We start from the raw sequence: 18643 nt of genomic DNA on the forward strand, positions 1-18643 counted from the left end.
AGCCCTGTGGAAGAGTAGGTCGTCGCTGGGTCAATGTTCCGCGATAGCTCAACGGTGGAGCACTCGGCTGTTAACCGATAGGTTGAAGGTTCGAATCCTTTTCGCGGAGCCATTATTATAATAATATTAACTTAGATTCTATTTGAATCTAAGTTTTTTTATTATTTTTAGAAATATTTTTTAATATTTCTGTGGGATTTACGTTCTTAATAACGTCAATATATATGAAAATAAGGTTAATTAATGTAAGGGGTGAATCTGCAATGAGAAAAGTTGGAACAATTTCATTATCCTTAGGGTGTATTTATTATGGAGTATGGCTAGCGTTAAAAAATATAAATCCTAAAGTGGCTGAGGAAATATTTAAATGGTGGCCAATGATATTTGTTATATTAGGTGTAGAAATATTATTAAACGCTAGAATAAATTCAGAAACCATGAAGAATAATTTTAATATAGGCATAATATTTATCATACTTATATTTTTATGTACTAATGTTTATTATGGAACTCATGAATTTATAGAAGATGGAATTTCAAATTTAAATAATGGTAGGGTACAAATAAATTATGATGGTAATACGAGAAGTATAGATTCAGAAAAGATTATTACCGGAAATAATAAAAAATTTAAATTTACAACTAATAATGGAGTCTTAAATATTAAAAAATCTACTGACAATAATATAAGACTTCAGTTAGAAGTAAAGGTAAGTGATGATTTTAAAGATAACAAATACGTAATACATGATGAAAACGAAGGAGGTATAGATACTGTAAGTATAGATGATAATTATGTTAAGGATGTACGTGGAACAATGTACGTTCCAGATGGAATATATACAAATTTAGTAGTTGATAATTGCGACATTACTACTTATGATAATCTTTCAAACAATACATTAGATATAAATTCTAAAAATTCAAAATTCAACATACAAAATCTTGCTGCTGTAAACATTGAAACAGATAATTCTGATGTGAATATAAAAGATGTTAATAGTGTAAAAATAGAAGGTAAAAATATAAAAAACGATCTATCAGGAAATATAGAAAATGTAGATATTGATATGAATAATGGAAGTACAGATATAAATAATAATAATTTTAATTCAATAAAGATAAAAGCTGATAATTCACTTGTGAAAGTAGACACCAATGAAAAAAATATAGGAGCATCTCTTACTTGTAGTCTAGGAAATATTAGATTTAATGATGAAAAAATAAATAATGGAACGTTAACTAAGAGTATAGGAACAGGCAAAAACAATATGGATGTAGATATAAAATTAGGTTCTATAAAGGTTAATAGTCAGGAGTGAAAAAATTGGATGACCAGGATTTAATGTCCAGAATCAAGTGTGGAAATCAGGAAGCTTTTATAGATTTAGTCAATTGCTATAAAAAGAGAATTATAGTTCTATGTTATTCTTACACAAATGATGGTTATGAGGCTGAGGATTTATCACAAGATGTCTTTATCACCTTTTATAGAAGTGCAAATAAGTTTAGAGGTGAATGTTCAATAGCAACTTATTTGTATAAGATAGCGCTTTCAAAATGCAAGGATTTTAAAAGAAAAAAGAGTATAAAATTTATGTTATTTAATGGATTTAGCAAGGAAAAAGGAAAAATTGAAGAATTAGATGAAAAATTATATATTAGAGAATGTATAAATGAACTTCCAAACAATATAAAAATACCTATTGTACTTTATTATTATGTAGGCTTAGATCAGAAGGAAATAGGTAGAATATTAAATGTTTCTGTAAGAACGGTGGAGGGTAGAATATATAGAGGTAAAAATAAGCTGAAAAATATATTTTCTAAGGAGGGAATTGTGTATGCAGGAAAAATGGGATTACACAGATAAGATTATTAAATCAGCTGAGATAGAATTTAAGGTCTCAGATAAATATAATTATAGGTTGTTAGAAAAACTAAATAAGAAGAAAAGTAGAAGAAATAAAAATTGGCTTCTTAGCAGTAGACCGGCTGCTTCAAGTTTCATCCTTAGCGGCATAATTATAGGGCTTTTGAGCATTAACCCTGTGGCATACAATTTTATTAATTTAAAAGGTAAATTAATAATTCAGGAGTCAATTTACAAATATGAATATCAATATAAAGTAAATTTTTTTAAAAACGAAATTGGAGAGTGGTTTTAATGGATAGAAGAAGTGAATTTGTTACATTTTTAGCATCACTATTACCAGGAGCAGGATATATGTATTTTGGAATGATTAGATTTGGAATAGAGACAATGTTATTGTTTTTTATAGTGCCTAAAATACTTCATCTAGTTGGTTTAGGGTTTATAGCATATATATTTTCAATTCCATTTTGGCTATACACATTTTTTGATACCTATAGAGTAGCTCATAAGTTTGACAGGGGAGAAATTATTGAAGACAAAAGTTGGTTCTCTAATAATAGCCTTGGTGAAATCAATATATCTAATAAGGGATGGACTAGCTTTGCATGGGTTCTCATTGTAATTGGAGTGATCGCCATTTTAAATAAAATTTTTGCAAGTTATGATATATTTTATTCTGTTAGACTTTATATTGTGCCAGCCATATTTATTCTTATAGGAATTTACCTTTTATTTAAAGGAAAAGATAGAATTTAATCTACTTGAAAAAGAATATACATGTGGGTATAATTAGTATGCGTGACATAAATTAAGGAGGATAAAAAATGTATATTCTAAAATATATCTATTGTATTATAGTTATCATATTAACGTTGTTTTTAAGACTATATTTATTTATAATTAGAAGAACGAAATTAAGAGAAAAGTATGATTATTATTTATATAAAATGGTAAATGGTTGGGCAAGGTACACCTTAAAAATAATTGGTGTAAAAGTAAACATAAAAGGCCTTGAAAATTTGCCAAAAGAAAATTGTTTATTTGTATCAAATCATCAAGGAAATGCAGATTTTTTAGTTTTGATGTCTGAATTAGATAAACATTTAGGCTTTTTAGCTAAGAAGGAAATATTAAAAATACCTGTAATACGAACCTGGATGAAAGAAATGCATTGTGTATTTATTGATAGGGAGAATATAAGGGAATCTTTAAAAGCAATAAATAAAGGAATTGAAAATTTGAATAATGGATATAGTATGCTTATATTTCCAGAGGGAACTAGAAGCAAAAGCCATAAGCTTGGAGAGTTTAAAAAGGGAAGTATGAAGATGGCATTAAAGGCTAGTGTACCTGTAGTACCATTAGTTATAGACAATTCATTTAAAGTTTTTGAAGAAGGAAAAGGAAAATTAAAAGCTTCTATAATTAATATGTCTATATTAGAACCTATTAATGTTAACGATTTGACAAAAGAAGAGAAAGCTAATTTAGCGGATATTATAAAAAATAAAATTGAAAAAGAATTACAAACATTACATTAATAAAAAAAACATCATAAAAATAGAAGCTTAGCCTAACAGCCTAGTTTCTATTTTTTTATGGATAAAATACAAAAATTAATGTTTATAAAATGAAAAATCTAAAGAGGTATAATTCATAAAAATGAATTTTTATGTTTGCAGTATGCAAAATTGTATGATAAAATACATGTATAATTATATTAAATAATGTATTTTTATTAATCTATTGCAATATTGTTCACAAAATGTAGCAAACGTGGTAGAATAATTATTAAATTATAAAGTATAATAAATAAACCTATATGAGAATAATTGCATTAATAGGTTGTAAAACTTGCAAATCAGTGTTTATGAAGGAGTGGTATTATGATGGAGTTTCATCTCGATGCTGATAAGAAAATCAGTAAATTTAATTATGAAGTAGAGGATGTCAATGAACCAAATCTTTATAGAGAAATTTTTCCTTATTCAGAAGTGCCTAAGGTTAAATTTGATGGAGATTCTGTTGTTATGGACTTACCTAATGATATTTATATAACGGATACTACTTTTAGAGATGGTCAACAATCCATGACTCCATTTAAAGAACATCAAATAGTAGATATATTTAAATATTTAAATAAGCTTGATAACAATTCAGGAATTATAAAACAAACAGAATTTTTCACATACACTAGCAGAGATATTAAAGCTATCGAAAAATGTCTTTCACTAGGGTATAAATTTCCAGAGATAACTACATGGATAAGAGCAAATTTAGATGAACTTGAGATAATAAAAAAACTTGGCATAAAAGAGACTGGAATTCTTATGTCATGTTCAGATTATCATATTTTTAAAAAGTTTAAATCAACTAGAAAAGAAATTTTCAATAAATATGTAGCTGTTGCTGCAAAAGCTTTAGAATATGGAATTGTTCCAAGAGTACATCTAGAAGATATAACGAGAGCTGATTTTTTTGGATTTGTAATTCCATTAGTTAATAAACTAATGGAGATGTCAAAGCAGGCTAAAATACAGATAAAGATAAGAGCCTGTGATACACTTGGTCTCGGAGTTTCTTATCCCCAGGCAACTCTTCCAAGAAGTATTCCAAGAATTATAGCAGGCCTAAGAAAGTATGGAAATGTACCAGCTGATGCTTTAGAGTGGCATGGACATAATGACTTTTATCATGTAGTGCCAGGAGCTGAATCAGCATGGCTTTATGGATGTTCTAGTGTAAATACAACTTTGTTTGGAATTGGTGAGAGAACAGGGAATTGCCCACTTGAGGCAATGGTTATGGAGTATGCCCAAATCAAAGGAAATACTAAAAATATGAATCTTAAAGTAATAACTGAGATTGCTCATTATTTTTCAAATGTTATGGGATATGAAATACCAGCGAGGACACCTTTTGTCGGCAGTGACTTTAATTTAACAAGAGCTGGAATCCATGCTGATGGAATGTTAAAAGATGAGGAAATCTATAACATTTTTGATACTAGTAAAATTTTAGAAAGACCAATTTTAATAGCAGTTAATGAATATTCTGGGCTTGCTGGAATCGCAGCTTGGATAAACACTTATTTTAAATTAAAAAATGAAGATAAAATAAGCAAAAAAGATGAAAGAATAGCACAACTTAAAAAGTGGGTTGATGCTGAATATGAAAGTGGTAGAAATTCAGCAATAAGTAATAAAGAGTTTGAACTTGTTGTTAAAAGTGTGTTTCAAGAGCTTATATGTGTAGAAGGAAGTTACGCAGGTTAAGAAATTCATATAATACAATAAATGAAAGTTGTTCATAATATAAAGAAATTGCGAAGTAAAGTGAAGGGTTTATGGATAAATCCATAAAGGCTAAGGAAATTTTTCCTCATTAGGTGGGAAAAATAATAAATTTAAATTTATATGTCTTAATATTTAGAGACAACTCTACTATGTATTTTAACCGTAGCCTTTGGTGTTAATATGAATGATAATACTTATTCATTGAATACCACGACCTACGGTCAAAAAAATGAATAGCAATATACTTTAGATTATAAATTCAAGTTCAAAGATTTTTCGCAGCATAGCGTAGAAAAATCATCCATAGCTAACCCATCACCTTTTCACCGTGAAGCAAAGGTGAAAACCCTTCACCCGTACTTGGCATTTTATCACTATTATGAATTTACATGTTATATATCTAATAATATAAAAAAATAAAAGAAATGAGGCTTTAATTGTGAGTAAAGAATACAATATAACACTTATACCAGGTGATGGAATAGGACCCGAAGTTACTGAAGCAGCAGTGCATGTAATAGAAGCAGCAGGAGTTAATGTTAATTGGGAGGTAGTAGAAGCTGGTGAAAAGGTTATTGAGAAATATGGAACACCTCTTCCAGATTATGTTTTAAATAGTATAGAAAAAAACAAAATAGCACTTAAAGGACCAATAACAACACCTGTAGGTAAAGGATTTAGAAGTGTTAATGTAGCACTTAGACAGAAATTTAATTTATATGCAAATGTAAGACCTATAAAGACTTATAAAGGTATAAAATCTAGATATGATAACGTGGATTTAGTAATAGTACGTGAAAACACAGAAGACTTATATGCAGGTATTGAGCATAAAATTGGTGATTATGCAGCTGAAAGTATTAAAATAATCACAAAAGATGCCAGTGAAAAAATAGCAAAGTTTGCTTTTGATTTAGCTAAGAATGAAGGCAGAAAAAAGGTAACGGCAGTTCATAAGGCAAATATAATGAAATTTTCAGATGGATTGTTCCTAAATACAGTAAGAGAAGTTTCTAAGAATTATGAAGAAATTGAATTTGAAGATGTAATTGTAGATGCAATGAGTATGAAATTAGTACAAACACCAGAAAATTATGATGTATTAGTTATGCCAAATTTATATGGAGATATATTATCAGATATGGGAGCAGGTCTTGTTGGTGGTCTTGGAGTTGTGCCAGGTGGTAATATTGGAAAGGATATAGCTGTTTTTGAATCTGTTCATGGATCAGCACCAGATATAGCTGGCAAAGGTATAGCAAATCCACTTGCAACAATTTTATCATCAGTAATGATGTTAAGATACATAGGTGAAAATGAGGCGGCAGAAAAAATTGATGCTGCTATAGCAAAAGTATTAGAAGAAGGAAGTAAATTAACTGTTGATTTGGGTGGTAGTGCTAGTACTAAAGAATTTACAGAAGAAGTAATAAAAAAATTAAAATAATTTAAGTTTATTCTCACTAGGATGAACTGAAAAAAATAATATTGATGATAAAAAACATTTCAGAAACTAAAGTTATGAAATGTTTTTTTTACAAATAATTATGTATATTTATAAATAAATATTGCATAATTATAACATTAGATATATAATAAATATAGTTAATTAAGTGTTTAAAATAAAAAAATATAAATAAATGTGTATATTTATTATGTGAAAGGATGATTTCGTTATGAAAGATAAAGTTGTTTTAGCATATTCAGGAGGTCTTGATACTTCTATTACAATTCCATGGCTTAAGGAAAACTATGATTTAGATGTAGTTGCTGTATGTGTAAATGTAGGCCAAGATGATGATATGAAAGCTGTTGAAAAGAAGGCTATTAGTTCTGGATGTTATAAAATTTATATTGAAGATGTTAAAGAGGAATTTGTAAAAGAATACCTATTTAAGGCAATTAAATCAGGAGCAGTATATGAAGGAAAATATCTTCTAGGAACATCCTTTGCAAGACCATTAATTGCGAAAAAACTTGTTGAGATAGCACATAAAGAAGGAGCAAAATACATTTGCCATGGTTGTACAGGAAAGGGAAATGATCAAGTAAGATTTGAGACTAGTATAGCAGCACTTGATCCATCTATAAACATAATAGCACCATGGAGAATATGGGATATAAAATCAAGAGAAGATGCTATAGATTATGCTGAAAAAGTTGGAGTAGAAGTTCCAGTAACAAAGGAAAAGATATATTCAGAAGATAAAAACATATGGCATATAAGCCACGAAGGCGGAGATCTGGAAGATCCTAAAAATGAACATAAAACTGAAATATATGAGATGATAGTTCCACCAGAAAAAGCAAAAGATGAGGCAAGTTATGTAAGTATATATTTTGAGCAAGGAATTCCAAAACTTGTTGATGGGAAGAAACTTGATCCTGTAGAGATGCTTCATGTTTTAAATAAAGTTGGTGGAGAAAATGGTATTGGAGTAGTTGATTTAGTTGAAAACAGACTTGTTGGAATGAAATCAAGAGGAGTTTATGAAACACCAGGTGGTACAATTCTTTATGCCGCACATGAAGAACTTGAAAGCCTCACTATGGAAAAAAACTCTTTCCATTATAAACAACTTGTAGCTCAAAAGTATGCGGAATTAGTATATGATGGACTTTGGTTCACAAATTTAAAAGAAGCATTGGATGCATTTATTGATAAAACTCAAGAGAACGTAACAGGAACAGTAAAATTAAAACTATATAAAGGAAATATTATGGTTGCAGGTATTGATTCTGATAATGCACTTTATGATGAAGGCATATCTTCTTTTGGAGCTAGTGATCTTTATGACCATAAGGATGCAGAAGGATTTATAAAATTATTTAGTTTACCATATAAAATAAAAGCACTTAAGGATAAAAAGGCAGGTAAATAGTTATGAAACTTTGGGGCGGAAGATTTGAAAATGCAGAAAGTAAGCTTATGGAGGATTTTAACAGCTCCTTGAGTTTTGATAAAACTTTATATCATGAGGATATAGTTGGTAGTATAGCCCATGTAAAAATGCTTAAAAAGTGCAATATACTGAATAAAAAAGATGTAGAGGAAATAATAGAAGGATTAAATTCAATACTACAGGATATTGAACATGGAAAACTTAAAATAGAAGGGGACTATGAAGATATCCATAGTTTTGTAGAAGCAAATTTAATTGATAGAATAGGCGATGCAGGCAAGAAAATGCATACAGCTAGAAGCAGAAATGATCAAGTTGCTTTAGATACAAGATTGTATTCTAAAAACATGTCAAAAAACGTAATAGAAAATCTAAAACAATTGATAAACACTATCAAAAAACTTGCAGAAGAAAACAACTTTATAATGCCAGGTTATACTCATATGCAAAGGGCACAAGTTGTTACCTTTAAACATCATATGATGGCATATTATAGTATGTTTCAAAGAGATGTTAAAAGAATAGAAAATGCAATAGAAATTATGGATTTAAGTCCACTGGGCTGTTGTGCACTTGCAGGCACCACCTATGAAACAGATAGAAAATTTACAGCTAACGAATTGGGGTTTAATGGAGCAGCAGATAATTTTCTTGATGGGGTTAGTGATAGAGATTATTTGATAGAACTCATGTCAGATTTTTCACTTATTATGATGCACCTTAGTAGACTTAGTGAAGAACTTATAATGTGGAGTACAAAGGAATTTGATTTTGTGCAAATTAGTGATGAATTTTCTACTGGAAGTAGTATTATGCCACAGAAGAAAAATCCAGATGCTGCAGAACTTATAAGAGGTAAAACAGGACGAGTTTATGGAAGTTTAATGTCTCTTCTTACAACAATGAAAGGTATTCCTCTTGCTTATAATAAAGATATGCAGGAGGATAAAGAATGCTTCTTTAATGCTCTAAATACATCACTTAGTTGCATTAAGGTTATGAATGGTATGCTTGGAACTTTAAAAGTTAAAAAGACATCTATGTTTAAAGCTGTAAAGAAGGGTTTTCTTAATGCTACAGAGGCTGCTGACTACCTTGTAAATAAAGGTATGCCGTTTAGGGATGCTCATGGTGTTATTGGACAGATAGTGCTGAAATGCGAAAGTGAGGATAAATCAATAGAAGAGCTCACAATAGAAGAGCTTAAAGGGTTTAGTGAACTTTTTGGAGAAGACATATATGAATTTGTAGACTATGAAAACACAATTAGCAGAGGAATAAAAAAAGAAATGAAATAGTGAAACACCATATACATGAAGAGTAGGATATATTGTCCTACTCTTTTTGTGAAAAAATTTACATAAGTAGCACAATTATGAATATATTAAAAATATATCGGTATTTTTGCTAAATATATATATATTATTCTAAATATAAAAATATGAAGGAAGAACAGTGAAAAATATTCATTTTTATGATATAATCACATAGTAAACAGTGAAAAATGCAAGAACTTCAATATCAAACTTTCACATAAATCAAAAGGGGGGCAATTAATGGTTAAGGATTTTTCATTAAGTAATGATAATGCAATGATAAATTTTACTATTAAATACTGTACAACACATGAGGAACTTTTAACAAGTAATGGCTTTAAAAAGGTTACTTTGGCATATCTAAAGTCTCTAGAAAAAAGAGGTTCTAATATATATAAATATATTAGTGAAATAAACACAGACTACAATAATAAGGAGATAACTGAAAATGTTATTAACTTTTTAAAGTTATTGACCATAATGGACAAAGAATCTATCATTTCAATGGACGAAAAATACAAAAACATATTTGAAGATAAAGGAATACTTATAAATTTTATAGAAGGACTTTATGGATTTTGGAGAAGGCTTGAGAGATATACTTTTATAGAAAATGTGAGTGTAAATGAAGGTCTTGGAAATGTAAGTTTTATAGACGCAAATGCAAAATTTTCAAACCTGATATTGTCTACATATAGAAAGATAGAAGAAAATATTGAAGGACATAAACCAAAGGTATATAGACAGCTGCCAGCAGGTGGAAATGTAGGAGTTATTGTAAATAAGATAAAATTTAATTTATCAGAGGAATATGAGTGCTTAAAGGCAATTCCTTTTGTTGACTCAGTTTTAATTGATCCGCCTTTTATAACATATCCGAAGAAAAACACGCGAGATGGGTTGTTTAGTGAAGTAAAAGAAAATCCCTTGAAGTATTGTTCTCTAAAAAAAGAACACTTTTACTGTTTTCCAGTAAAGGTTGGAGAGCTTTTAGCATTTATATATTTTCATAGAGATTTTATGAGTCATGGGGTTTCTTTATGCAATTTGTTTGAAATGGCTAGACGTGAGGAGTATGAAAATAAAAAACCTGATATTGTCTATGTATTTGGAGCAAAGGACGAAGCTGAAAAAGTAAAAACAGTATTTTATGATGATGTTGAAAATAATATAATGCTTGGATATGTAAGTTATGGTGAAGAAATTGATTATTTTGGGTATATGAAAAAAATGACATTAACGCTTCATAACCTAATTATGATAAAAAGAGGCTATTTGCCAATTCACGGAGCAATGGTTAATATAGTTACAAAAAATGGAAAGACATCAAATATAATTATAATGGGTGACAGTGGTGCTGGAAAATCTGAAAGTTTAGAGGCATTTAGAGAGCTTAGTGAAGACTATATAAGTGATATGACCATAATATTCGATGATATGGGCGTTGTTAAACTTAATGGGGATAATAGACCTCTAGGCTTTGGAACAGAGATTGGTGCCTTCGTAAGGCTTGATGATTTGGATCCTGGTTATGCCTTTAGAGAAATAGACAGAAGTATATTTATGAATCCAGATAAAATAAATGCTAGACTTGTAATGCCAGTAGCAACTTATAATGACATAAGAAAGGGCTACCCGATAGATTTATTTTTATATGCCAACAATTATAATGATGGTGAAAAGTTAGAATTCTTCAATAATGCAGATGAGGCATTGGATACATTTAGAAATGGTGCAAGAATAGCAAAGGGAACAACTACAGAAAAGGGTCTTGTTAAGACCTATTTTGCAAATCCGTTTGGTCCTGTCCAGAAAAAAGAAGAAACTGATAAACTTCTAATAGAGTATTTTCACAAGTTTCAAGAGAGTGGCGTAAAAATTGGCCAACTTAGGACTTGTTTAGGAATAAAAGGAAAAGAAAAAAATGGTCCAATGGAAGCAGCTAAAAAACTTTTAGAAATTGTGAAAACAATTTAAGAAGTCTAACTAAAAATTAATAACAAAGTATAATGAGCTGTCTTAAAATGATTAAATATTTTGAGACAGCTCATTATAATTATCTTTCTGTTGTTCTTTCTCTGTCTCTTCCGAAAAAAGAAATTGCATATAAACCAGCAATACCAACTAAAGCATAAATGATTCTAGTGAATGTTGACATGTTGCCAAATATAGATGCAACCAAATCAAATTGGAAGAAACCTATCAGGCCCCAGTTTATAGCACCAATAACAACTAAAACAAGTGAAATAATATCCAAGCTTCTCATAAAAAGCCCATCTCCTTTATTGAAATTTACACTTCTATTATGTGTAGTTTGCAATAAATTATAACCAGACAATAAGAAACTAAAAATTATTTATTTTTGTTTAATTAAAATTGTATGTTTCTATCAATCGGTTGAGATAGTGAAATAAAGGTATTAGTTCTTTGAACACCTTCAATGCTTTGTATTTTAGTAATTAATAATTCTTGTAAATCCGCAATGCTTTTACAGATTACCTTTGCAAAAATTGAGTAATCTCCTGTAGTATAATGAAGCTCAACTATCTCATTTATGGTTTTTAGTTTTTCAAGAACATTATTGTAGGAAATAGCTTTGTCTAAAAATATGCCTATAAAGCAACAAACATCGTAACCAAGTTTAGAATTATCAATGATTAACTTAGTCCCTTTAATTATACCCATATCTTCCATTTTTTTCATTCTAACATGAATAGTACCACCACTAACATGGCACATTCTAGCTATTTCCAAATAAGGTGTCCTAGAATTTTTAACTAAAATATCTAAAATTTGAATATCAAGTTCATCTAAACCACTAATATTAAAATTCATTCAAACCAACTCCTATGTTTAACAATCAATAATATTATACCAAATTTATTGACGATTTATCAAAACAAAAATTTGCAATTGCATATAAGTTTCGTAATCTCTAAATATATCGCAGTATTATTGATATATTATCAATAATAACACGATATATTATTATTATTGCACTTTTTATGGGAAAAATATACACATAGTTTTTAAATAATTACTACAGTTTGAAAAAATTTAAAAGTAGTGTATAATTTTTATTGACTAAAAGAACAATTTGGGGGATTTTTATGTTTGGATTAGAAAGAGATTCAAAGCTAACTTTGGATAATAAAATTTTGGACAAATACAATATGAAAAGTATAGCATATTTTGATATTGAAACAACAGGTTTTGATAAAGAAAATGATATAGTAATGTTAATATCTTTAGGATGGTTTAAAGAAAATGGAGATTTGCATATAAAACAGTATTATGCAGAAGACGAAGAAGATGAAAAATCTCTACTAGAAGCTTTTAAAGATGATATTAAAGGATACAATATATGGTGTTCATATAATGGAAAGGCTTTTGATGAACCTTTTATAAAAAATAGAATGATAAAAAACAAGATTTATAAATTTGTTCCTCCAGAGGAGCATTTAGATTTATATAGATTAATAAGACCGTATTACAAGCAGTTAGGATTAAATAGATGCAATTTGAAAAGTGTTGAGAAGTACATAGGAATTAATAGGCTTGATAAAATTGATGGTGGAAAAAGTGTTGAATTATATGAAAAATATTTAAGTACAAAAAGTGAAAAGATAAAAGAAGTAATTATGCTTCATAATTATGAAGATGTTTTAAACCTTCCTAAAATATTTAAAGTAGTTTTTCAAATAGATACAGGATCGGATTTTGCAAGAGAAGACAGTATAACAGAGAAACAACTTAGCTATTTGAAATATTTGTTAGATAAAAATAAAATAGGCATAGAAATAAATTTTAACAAAATCTCTAAAAAAGCAGCTTCTAGAATAATAGATAATTTAATTAAAGGTATGTATGATGAAAAAAAATTGCTGGAAATTGCAGAAAACAGCTATTAACATATAATCAATTGTGCTTTATATATTATAGATGGTATAATAAGTTAAAGGGGATGGTTATATGAAAGTAAGAGAAATTATGCATACAAAATATTTTTATGTTGATGAAAATGAAACTTTAAATAAAACTTTGCAACTTATGAATGAAAAAGGTATTAATGGAGTTCCAGTAGTAAATGAAAATTTAAATTTGAATGGAATTGTGGTTAAAGCGGACATATATAGATTTTTAGTTGAAGATGGTCATTATGACACTTATCCCGTAAAATCAGTTATGTCAGATAAGGTCATTAGTGCTAATGAAGACGAAGAAGTAGAAGAAGTTGCAAGAAGGCTTAGAGAAAACGATATAATGGCTCTTCCTGTTGTTGAAAATAAAAAAGTTATAGGAATAATTGAGCTTGAGGATATAGTAGATTATTTTTTAGGTAAAAACTAGAATAATGAAATGAATTAAATTTATATAGGATAATATGATAGGAGCGTACAGAGTTGATTAATTCTTTTGCTCCTATCATACTATAATGATTGAAATATTAATAAATATAAGCAAAAATATTATTAAAATGACATTATACCAAGTTAATATATAAGAATTGTATGAAAATATATGATTCGTATTGACTTTGAAAATAAATAAAACTATAATTTATACATAAATTAGAAACGTAATTAGTGCACTTATCAAGAGAGGTGGAGGGACTGGCCCTTTGAAGCCCGGCAACCAGTACTGAACATAGAAAATAAGGTTCAGTATAATGGTGCTAATTCCTGCAGCGCTAGCTGAGAGATGAGAAGGATATTGGCAAAAAATGCCTGAGTTCATTCTCGGGCATTTTTTTATTTTCAAATACACAATATTACTTATAATTTATATTATATTGACAAAAAAATATACAAGGCAGCTTTAGAAAGCAATGTTTTCTTTCATATGCCTAAACAAAATTTAAGGGGGTTTTCAAAAATGAAAAAATATTTAGGAGTAATAGCAGTTGCTATAGTAGCGATGCTAGCAATAACAGGATGTGGTGCAAACAAAAGCACATCTACTAGTGATACAGACAAAAAAACAATAATAGTTGGTGCTTCACCAATTCCACATGCTGAAATATTAGAAAAAGTAAAACCAATACTTGCAAAAGAAGGTTATACGCTTAAGATAAAAGTGTTTAATGATTATGTTCAACCAAATAAAGCTTTAAATGATGGAGATATTGATGCAAACTTCTTTCAGCACATACCATATTTAAATACATTTAACAAAGAACAAAAAACAGACTTAGTTCCTACAGTTAAAGTTCACATCGAGCCAATGGGAGTGTATTCAAAGAAGATAAAAAGTTTAAAGGATCTTAAGGATGGAGCACAAATAGCTATACCAAATGATGCAACAAATGGTTCAAGAGCACTACAACTTTTAGAAAAAGCAGGATTAATTAAAGTTAAAAAAGTGGATTTACCAACTGTAAGTGACATTACTGAAAATAAAAAGAATTTAAAATTTACAGAACTTGATGCAGCTCAGCTTCCAAGAACACTTGATGATGTTGATGCGGCTGTAATAAATGCAAATTATGCACTTCAAGCTAATTTAAATCCAACTAAAGATGCATTATATTTAGAAGCAAAGGATTCACCATATGCAAATGTAATTGCAGTTAAAAAGGGAAATGAAAACAAAGCTTATATTAAAGCTTTAGATAAAGCTATTAATTCGCCTGAAATTAAGAAATTTATTGAAGACAAATATAAGGGAAGTATTGTACCAGCATTTTAGAAAATATTCTGACGAAAAAGCACTCTTCTAAGTGATAGAAGAGTGCTTTTTTTAACTACGTTAAAATTTAAATAATAATGTAAAAAATATTGGAAAAAGATGTTTTTTTGCAAATGGAGATGATATAATGTTAAATATAAATAATTTCCTATATAGGGAGAAGATAAAATGGCAAGAGAAATTAAGAGATTAGGAGATTTATTAGTTGAATTAGGTAAAATAACTGATAGAGAACTAAAAGAAGCACTTAATAAACAAAAAAATACAGGTAAAAGGCTTGGCGAAATCTTAACGGATGAGGGGTATATTACCGAAGAAGATATAATTGATGTCCTTGAGATACAACTTGGCATACAAAGAGTTTATTTGGATTTTGTGGATATTGATTTTAAACTTACAAAGCTTGTGCCTGAAAGGCTAGCAAGAAAACATACACTTGTGCCTACAGCTATTATTGGGGATAAGATTGAAGTTGCAATGGCAGATCCATTGAATATATTTGCGCAAGATGATGTAAGAATCAGTTCGGGCTATGAAGTAAATCCTTTAATTGCAACAAGAGATGAGATTGTAAAAGTTATAGACAAGCTTTACTCTGGAGAAAAGGTTGAAAGGGCAGCAGAAGAATTTTCTAGGGAACATAAACTTAAAGTTGAAAAAGAAGAAAATGAACATCTAAATGAAATTGAAGACATAAGTAATGCGCCAATAGTAAAACTTGTAGATTTAATTTTAAGTGATGCTATTAATTCAAAAAGTAGTGATATACATATAGAACCTTTTGAAAAGTATATAAAAATTAGGTATAGAATAGATGGAGTTTTGTATGAACAAAAAAGACTTCCTATTGAATCTCAAGGAGCACTTATAACTAGAATAAAAATTTTATCTAATATGAACATAGCTGAGAAGAGAATACCTCAGGATGGCAGAATGAAAATTGAATACAAAGGTAAATATGTGGACTTAAGAGTTTCTGTACTTCCTACAATAAATGGGGAAAAGGTTGTTATAAGAATACTTAAAAACGATAGCGTTACTGTTGGTAAAGAAAAATTAGGTATGAATGAATTAGAGATTAAATTACTAGAAAATATGATAAAAATACCGTATGGAATTATTCTTGTAACAGGACCAACTGGAAGTGGAAAGTCTACAACGCTATATACTATTTTAAATGAATTGAATGATAATTATAAAAACATTATTACTGTAGAAGATCCAGTAGAGTATATGCTAGAAGGGGTTAATCAAGTTAATGTAAATAATAAAGCAGGACTTACCTTTGCATCAGGTTTAAGATCTATATTACGGCAAGATCCAGATATAGTCATGATTGGAGAAATGCGAGACAATGAAACTGCGGAAATAGCTGCAAGAGCTGCTATAACAGGACATTTAGTTTTAAGTACAATACATACAAATGATGCTCCTTCTTCAATAATGAGGTTAATTGATATGGGCATTGAACCATATCTTGCAGCTACGGCCCTTGGAGGAATTATTGCACAAAGACTGGTAAGAACTGTTTGTACAAATTGCAAGGAAAGTTATGATGCAAGTAACTATGAAAAAGAAGTTTTAGAAATAGATAAGAATGAACAAATAAAATTATACAAAGGAAAAGGATGTCCGCAGTGTCATGGAACTGGTTATCATGGGAGAACTGGTGTATATGAAATGATGGAAATAACCAAAGAACATAGGGAACTCATAATGAATGGAGCCAGTGCAGATGAGTTAAAAAAACTAAGTGTTGAAAACAATATGCAAACCATAAGGAAAGCCTGTGAGAAATTAGTAATTAGAGGTATTACTACTTTTGATGAACTTGTAAAAACTGCTTTTCTTAAAGAATAGAGAAGGAGGACAATATTTTGCCTGTATATGAATATGAAGGTGTTACCAAGCAAGGTGCACTTAGAAAAGGTAAGATGGATGCAGCCGATAAAAATGAAGTAACTAATTCGCTTAGAACAGTTGGAGTTTTTCCTACAAGTATAAATTTAGAAAAAAAATCAGTTTTAAATATGGACTTGTCACAATTTGAAAAAGTTACATTAAAGGATATTTATATTTTTAGTAGGGAGTTTTCATATATTATAGCTTCAGGAATGGGAATTGTAAGTGCATTAGATGTATTACAGGATGAAACTGAGAATAAAAAGTTTAAGGCAATAATATCCAATGTAAGTGATAGTGTTAAAAAGGGACAACTTCTATCTAAGGCAATGGAGGAATATGACGAATTCCCTGAACTATTTGTAAACATGGTTAAGGTGGGAGAATCCACAGGTAATCTTGATGACGTAATGATAAAAATGGCCGATAACTACGAAAAAGAGTATAAGCAGCAGCAGAAAGTAAAACAAGCTCTAACCTATCCAGCTGTAATTTGCATTATAGCATTAGTAGTTGTAAGTATTCTTGTAATTAAGGTTGTACCAATGTTTACCAGCATGATACTTCAAAGTGGAGGCAGTGCTTCCAATATACCAGTGCCAACTAAAATAATAATGGCTATAAGTAATGGAATAACACATTTTTGGTGGTTATACATTGCGTTTATTATATTAATAATAATAGGTTTTAGGTATTTAACAAAGATAAAAAGGCTCCAGTATGATAAATTTAAAATTGATTTACCAATAGTGGGAAAAATAAACAAAAGGTTAATTGCTGCAAGATTTGCCAGAACATTTGGAATAGTAATAAATAGTGGACTAACTGTAATGACAAGTATAGATATAAGTGCTAATGTGCTTAACAATGTTTATGTGAAAAATATTCTTATAAGTACTAAAGAAGAAATGCAAAAAGGAGCAAGCCTTGCAGATACACTCACTTCCGTTGGAATATTTCCAACCATGCTTACTCAGATGATTAAAATTGGTGAAGAGACAGGAACACTTGATTCAGTACTCACTAAAACTGCCGAATTTTATGACGGTGAAATAGAAGTGGCAACAGCTCAGCTTACTGCATTGATAGAACCATTAATGATTGTAATCTTAGGAGTAGTTGTTGGTTTTATAATTATTTCGATTATGCTACCTATCTTTCAAATTTACAGTTTGGCAGGTAAGTAAACATATAAATTTTATATTATATTTAGGAGGAAAAAAATGAATAATCCAAAAAACAAGAAGAAAAGAAAGGGTTTTACACTTATTGAACTTATCATTGTTATTGCGATAATAGGAATATTAGCAGTAATGATTATACCACAAGTAATAGGTTATACAAGCAAGGCAACAACAGCAAAAGAAAAATCTGATGCAAGGACATTGCTATCTGCAATAAAAGCATATGATGCTAGTGCAAGTTCAACAATTCCAGACACTACAACTATAAGTAGTCTTGGTAGTTTTAATGATGCAACAATTAATGATGCTGTAACTCAAATAACAGCACATGATACTGCACTTTCAACTCAAACTGTTGCAAATTTAGACAGCATAGCAACAAACGGGATTAATAATACAACTGGCAACTAATGGTAATGCAAAATTATTCAAAAAATAAGTATTAACTATAACCTGGTTAATACTTATTTTAAAATTC

Annotated in this window: 18 protein-coding genes, 1 tRNA gene and 1 riboswitch; of the genes, 17 read left to right on the plus strand and 2 right to left on the minus strand. The window is 29.3% G+C overall.

Translation table 11 applies throughout. The annotated features are described in order from the left end of the window. The first annotated feature begins 37 nt into the window (after window positions 1-37). The 11 genes from B8978_RS10495 (at window position 38) to B8978_RS10545 (ending at window position 11368) form a co-directional block, all read left to right on the plus strand. Window positions 38-112 (plus strand) — tRNA-Asn (locus B8978_RS10495). A 151-nt stretch (window positions 113-263) separates the two neighbouring features. Continuing rightward, entirely contained in the window at window positions 264-1322 is a 1059-nt protein-coding gene (locus B8978_RS10500; RefSeq protein ID WP_084115932.1) for a LiaF transmembrane domain-containing protein, read from the plus strand. A 5-nt stretch (window positions 1323-1327) separates the two neighbouring features. Then, window positions 1328-1873, plus strand: coding sequence for an RNA polymerase sigma factor (locus B8978_RS10505; RefSeq protein ID WP_242950536.1), 546 nt, complete (start codon window positions 1328-1330; stop codon window positions 1871-1873). Continuing rightward, window positions 1845-2168 (plus strand): hypothetical protein, encoded by a 324-nt coding sequence (locus B8978_RS10510; RefSeq protein WP_084115934.1) that lies wholly within the window; start codon window positions 1845-1847, stop codon window positions 2166-2168. The genes B8978_RS10505 and B8978_RS10510 overlap by 29 nt, the downstream gene beginning before the upstream one ends. Continuing rightward, window positions 2168-2632: a hypothetical protein gene (locus B8978_RS10515; RefSeq protein ID WP_084115936.1), complete on the plus strand. Its 465-nt coding sequence runs from the start codon at window positions 2168-2170 to the stop codon at window positions 2630-2632. The genes B8978_RS10510 and B8978_RS10515 overlap by 1 nt, the downstream gene beginning before the upstream one ends. 68 nt (window positions 2633-2700) lie before the next feature. Then, complete coding sequence (locus tag B8978_RS10520; RefSeq protein WP_084115938.1) at window positions 2701-3417, plus strand: lysophospholipid acyltransferase family protein; 717 nt, start codon at window positions 2701-2703, stop codon at window positions 3415-3417. A gap of 345 nt (window positions 3418-3762) precedes the next feature. Continuing rightward, on the plus strand, window positions 3763-5151 hold the full coding sequence (locus tag B8978_RS10525; RefSeq protein WP_084115940.1) for a beta/alpha barrel domain-containing protein: 1389 nt from the start codon (window positions 3763-3765) through the stop codon (window positions 5149-5151). Between the two features lie 460 nt (window positions 5152-5611). Further along, on the plus strand, window positions 5612-6619 hold the full coding sequence (locus B8978_RS10530; protein WP_084115942.1) for an isocitrate dehydrogenase (NAD(+)): 1008 nt from the start codon (window positions 5612-5614) through the stop codon (window positions 6617-6619). A gap of 229 nt (window positions 6620-6848) precedes the next feature. Continuing rightward, window positions 6849-8054: an argininosuccinate synthase gene (locus B8978_RS10535; RefSeq protein ID WP_084115944.1), complete on the plus strand. Its 1206-nt coding sequence runs from the start codon at window positions 6849-6851 to the stop codon at window positions 8052-8054. A 2-nt stretch (window positions 8055-8056) separates the two neighbouring features. Further along, window positions 8057-9373, plus strand: coding sequence for an argininosuccinate lyase (gene argH, locus B8978_RS10540; RefSeq protein ID WP_084115946.1), 1317 nt, complete (start codon window positions 8057-8059; stop codon window positions 9371-9373). A 258-nt stretch (window positions 9374-9631) separates the two neighbouring features. Next, window positions 9632-11368 (plus strand): phosphoenolpyruvate carboxykinase, encoded by a 1737-nt coding sequence (locus B8978_RS10545; protein ID WP_084115948.1) that lies wholly within the window; start codon window positions 9632-9634, stop codon window positions 11366-11368. A gap of 79 nt (window positions 11369-11447) precedes the next feature. On the opposite strand, the gene B8978_RS10550 is transcribed toward B8978_RS10545, so the two are convergent. Together B8978_RS10550 and B8978_RS10555 are read right to left on the minus strand one after the other, a co-directional pair. Further along, window positions 11448-11657, minus strand: coding sequence for a DUF378 domain-containing protein (locus B8978_RS10550; protein WP_084115950.1), 210 nt, complete (start codon window positions 11655-11657; stop codon window positions 11448-11450). A 104-nt stretch (window positions 11658-11761) separates the two neighbouring features. After that, window positions 11762-12226 (minus strand): Lrp/AsnC ligand binding domain-containing protein, encoded by a 465-nt coding sequence (locus tag B8978_RS10555; RefSeq protein ID WP_084115952.1) that lies wholly within the window; start codon window positions 12224-12226, stop codon window positions 11762-11764. Between the two features lie 275 nt (window positions 12227-12501). On the opposite strand from B8978_RS10555, the gene B8978_RS10560 reads away from it, so the two are divergent. From B8978_RS10560 to B8978_RS20420, 6 genes are all read left to right on the plus strand, one after another. Continuing rightward, on the plus strand, window positions 12502-13302 hold the full coding sequence (locus tag B8978_RS10560; protein WP_084115954.1) for a ribonuclease H-like domain-containing protein: 801 nt from the start codon (window positions 12502-12504) through the stop codon (window positions 13300-13302). A gap of 61 nt (window positions 13303-13363) precedes the next feature. Further along, the gene (locus tag B8978_RS10565) at window positions 13364-13741 is read left to right on the plus strand and encodes a CBS domain-containing protein (RefSeq protein WP_084115956.1); all 378 of its coding nucleotides are present in this window, start codon (window positions 13364-13366) and stop codon (window positions 13739-13741) included. 239 nt (window positions 13742-13980) lie between these two features. Beyond that, window positions 13981-14099: riboswitch (SAM riboswitch) on the plus strand. A gap of 167 nt (window positions 14100-14266) precedes the next feature. After that, on the plus strand, window positions 14267-15079 hold the full coding sequence (locus B8978_RS10570) for a MetQ/NlpA family ABC transporter substrate-binding protein (protein ID WP_084115958.1): 813 nt from the start codon (window positions 14267-14269) through the stop codon (window positions 15077-15079). A 168-nt stretch (window positions 15080-15247) separates the two neighbouring features. Next, window positions 15248-16939: a GspE/PulE family protein gene (locus tag B8978_RS10575; protein ID WP_084115960.1), complete on the plus strand. Its 1692-nt coding sequence runs from the start codon at window positions 15248-15250 to the stop codon at window positions 16937-16939. Window positions 16940-16956: 17 nt separating this feature from the next. Continuing rightward, window positions 16957-18168 (plus strand): type II secretion system F family protein, encoded by a 1212-nt coding sequence (locus tag B8978_RS10580; protein WP_084115962.1) that lies wholly within the window; start codon window positions 16957-16959, stop codon window positions 18166-18168. A 36-nt stretch (window positions 18169-18204) separates the two neighbouring features. Further along, entirely contained in the window at window positions 18205-18576 is a 372-nt protein-coding gene (locus B8978_RS20420; protein ID WP_084115964.1) for a prepilin-type N-terminal cleavage/methylation domain-containing protein, read from the plus strand. Window positions 18577-18643: the final 67 nt, after the last annotated feature.

Source organism: Clostridium acidisoli DSM 12555, from assembly GCF_900176305.1.
In the GTDB taxonomy this organism is placed as follows: domain Bacteria; phylum Bacillota; class Clostridia; order Clostridiales; family Clostridiaceae; genus Clostridium_I; species Clostridium_I acidisoli.

Bases quoted from the DNA above. Each gene is read 5' to 3' on its own strand.
- B8978_RS10565 (WP_084115956.1), top strand. From the start codon at position 13,364: ATGAAAGTAAGAGAAATTATGCATACAAAATATTTTTATGTTGATGAA.
- B8978_RS10545 (WP_084115948.1), top strand. From the start codon at position 9,632: ATGGTTAAGGATTTTTCATTAAGTAATGATAATGCAATGATAAATTTT.
- B8978_RS10570 (WP_084115958.1), top strand. From the start codon at position 14,267: ATGAAAAAATATTTAGGAGTAATAGCAGTTGCTATAGTAGCGATGCTA.
- B8978_RS10525 (WP_084115940.1), top strand. From the start codon at position 3,763: ATGATGGAGTTTCATCTCGATGCTGATAAGAAAATCAGTAAATTTAAT.
- B8978_RS10520 (WP_084115938.1), top strand. From the start codon at position 2,701: ATGTATATTCTAAAATATATCTATTGTATTATAGTTATCATATTAACG.
- B8978_RS10575 (WP_084115960.1), top strand. From the start codon at position 15,248: ATGGCAAGAGAAATTAAGAGATTAGGAGATTTATTAGTTGAATTAGGT.
- B8978_RS20420 (WP_084115964.1), top strand. From the start codon at position 18,205: ATGAATAATCCAAAAAACAAGAAGAAAAGAAAGGGTTTTACACTTATT.
- B8978_RS10515 (WP_084115936.1), top strand. From the start codon at position 2,168: ATGGATAGAAGAAGTGAATTTGTTACATTTTTAGCATCACTATTACCA.
- B8978_RS10510 (WP_084115934.1), top strand. From the start codon at position 1,845: ATGCAGGAAAAATGGGATTACACAGATAAGATTATTAAATCAGCTGAG.
- B8978_RS10535 (WP_084115944.1), top strand. From the start codon at position 6,849: ATGAAAGATAAAGTTGTTTTAGCATATTCAGGAGGTCTTGATACTTCT.
- B8978_RS10500 (WP_084115932.1), top strand. From the start codon at position 264: ATGAGAAAAGTTGGAACAATTTCATTATCCTTAGGGTGTATTTATTAT.
- B8978_RS10560 (WP_084115954.1), top strand. From the start codon at position 12,502: ATGTTTGGATTAGAAAGAGATTCAAAGCTAACTTTGGATAATAAAATT.
- B8978_RS10555 (WP_084115952.1), bottom strand. From the start codon at position 12,226: ATGAATTTTAATATTAGTGGTTTAGATGAACTTGATATTCAAATTTTA.
- B8978_RS10550 (WP_084115950.1), bottom strand. From the start codon at position 11,657: ATGAGAAGCTTGGATATTATTTCACTTGTTTTAGTTGTTATTGGTGCT.
- argH (WP_084115946.1), top strand. From the start codon at position 8,057: ATGAAACTTTGGGGCGGAAGATTTGAAAATGCAGAAAGTAAGCTTATG.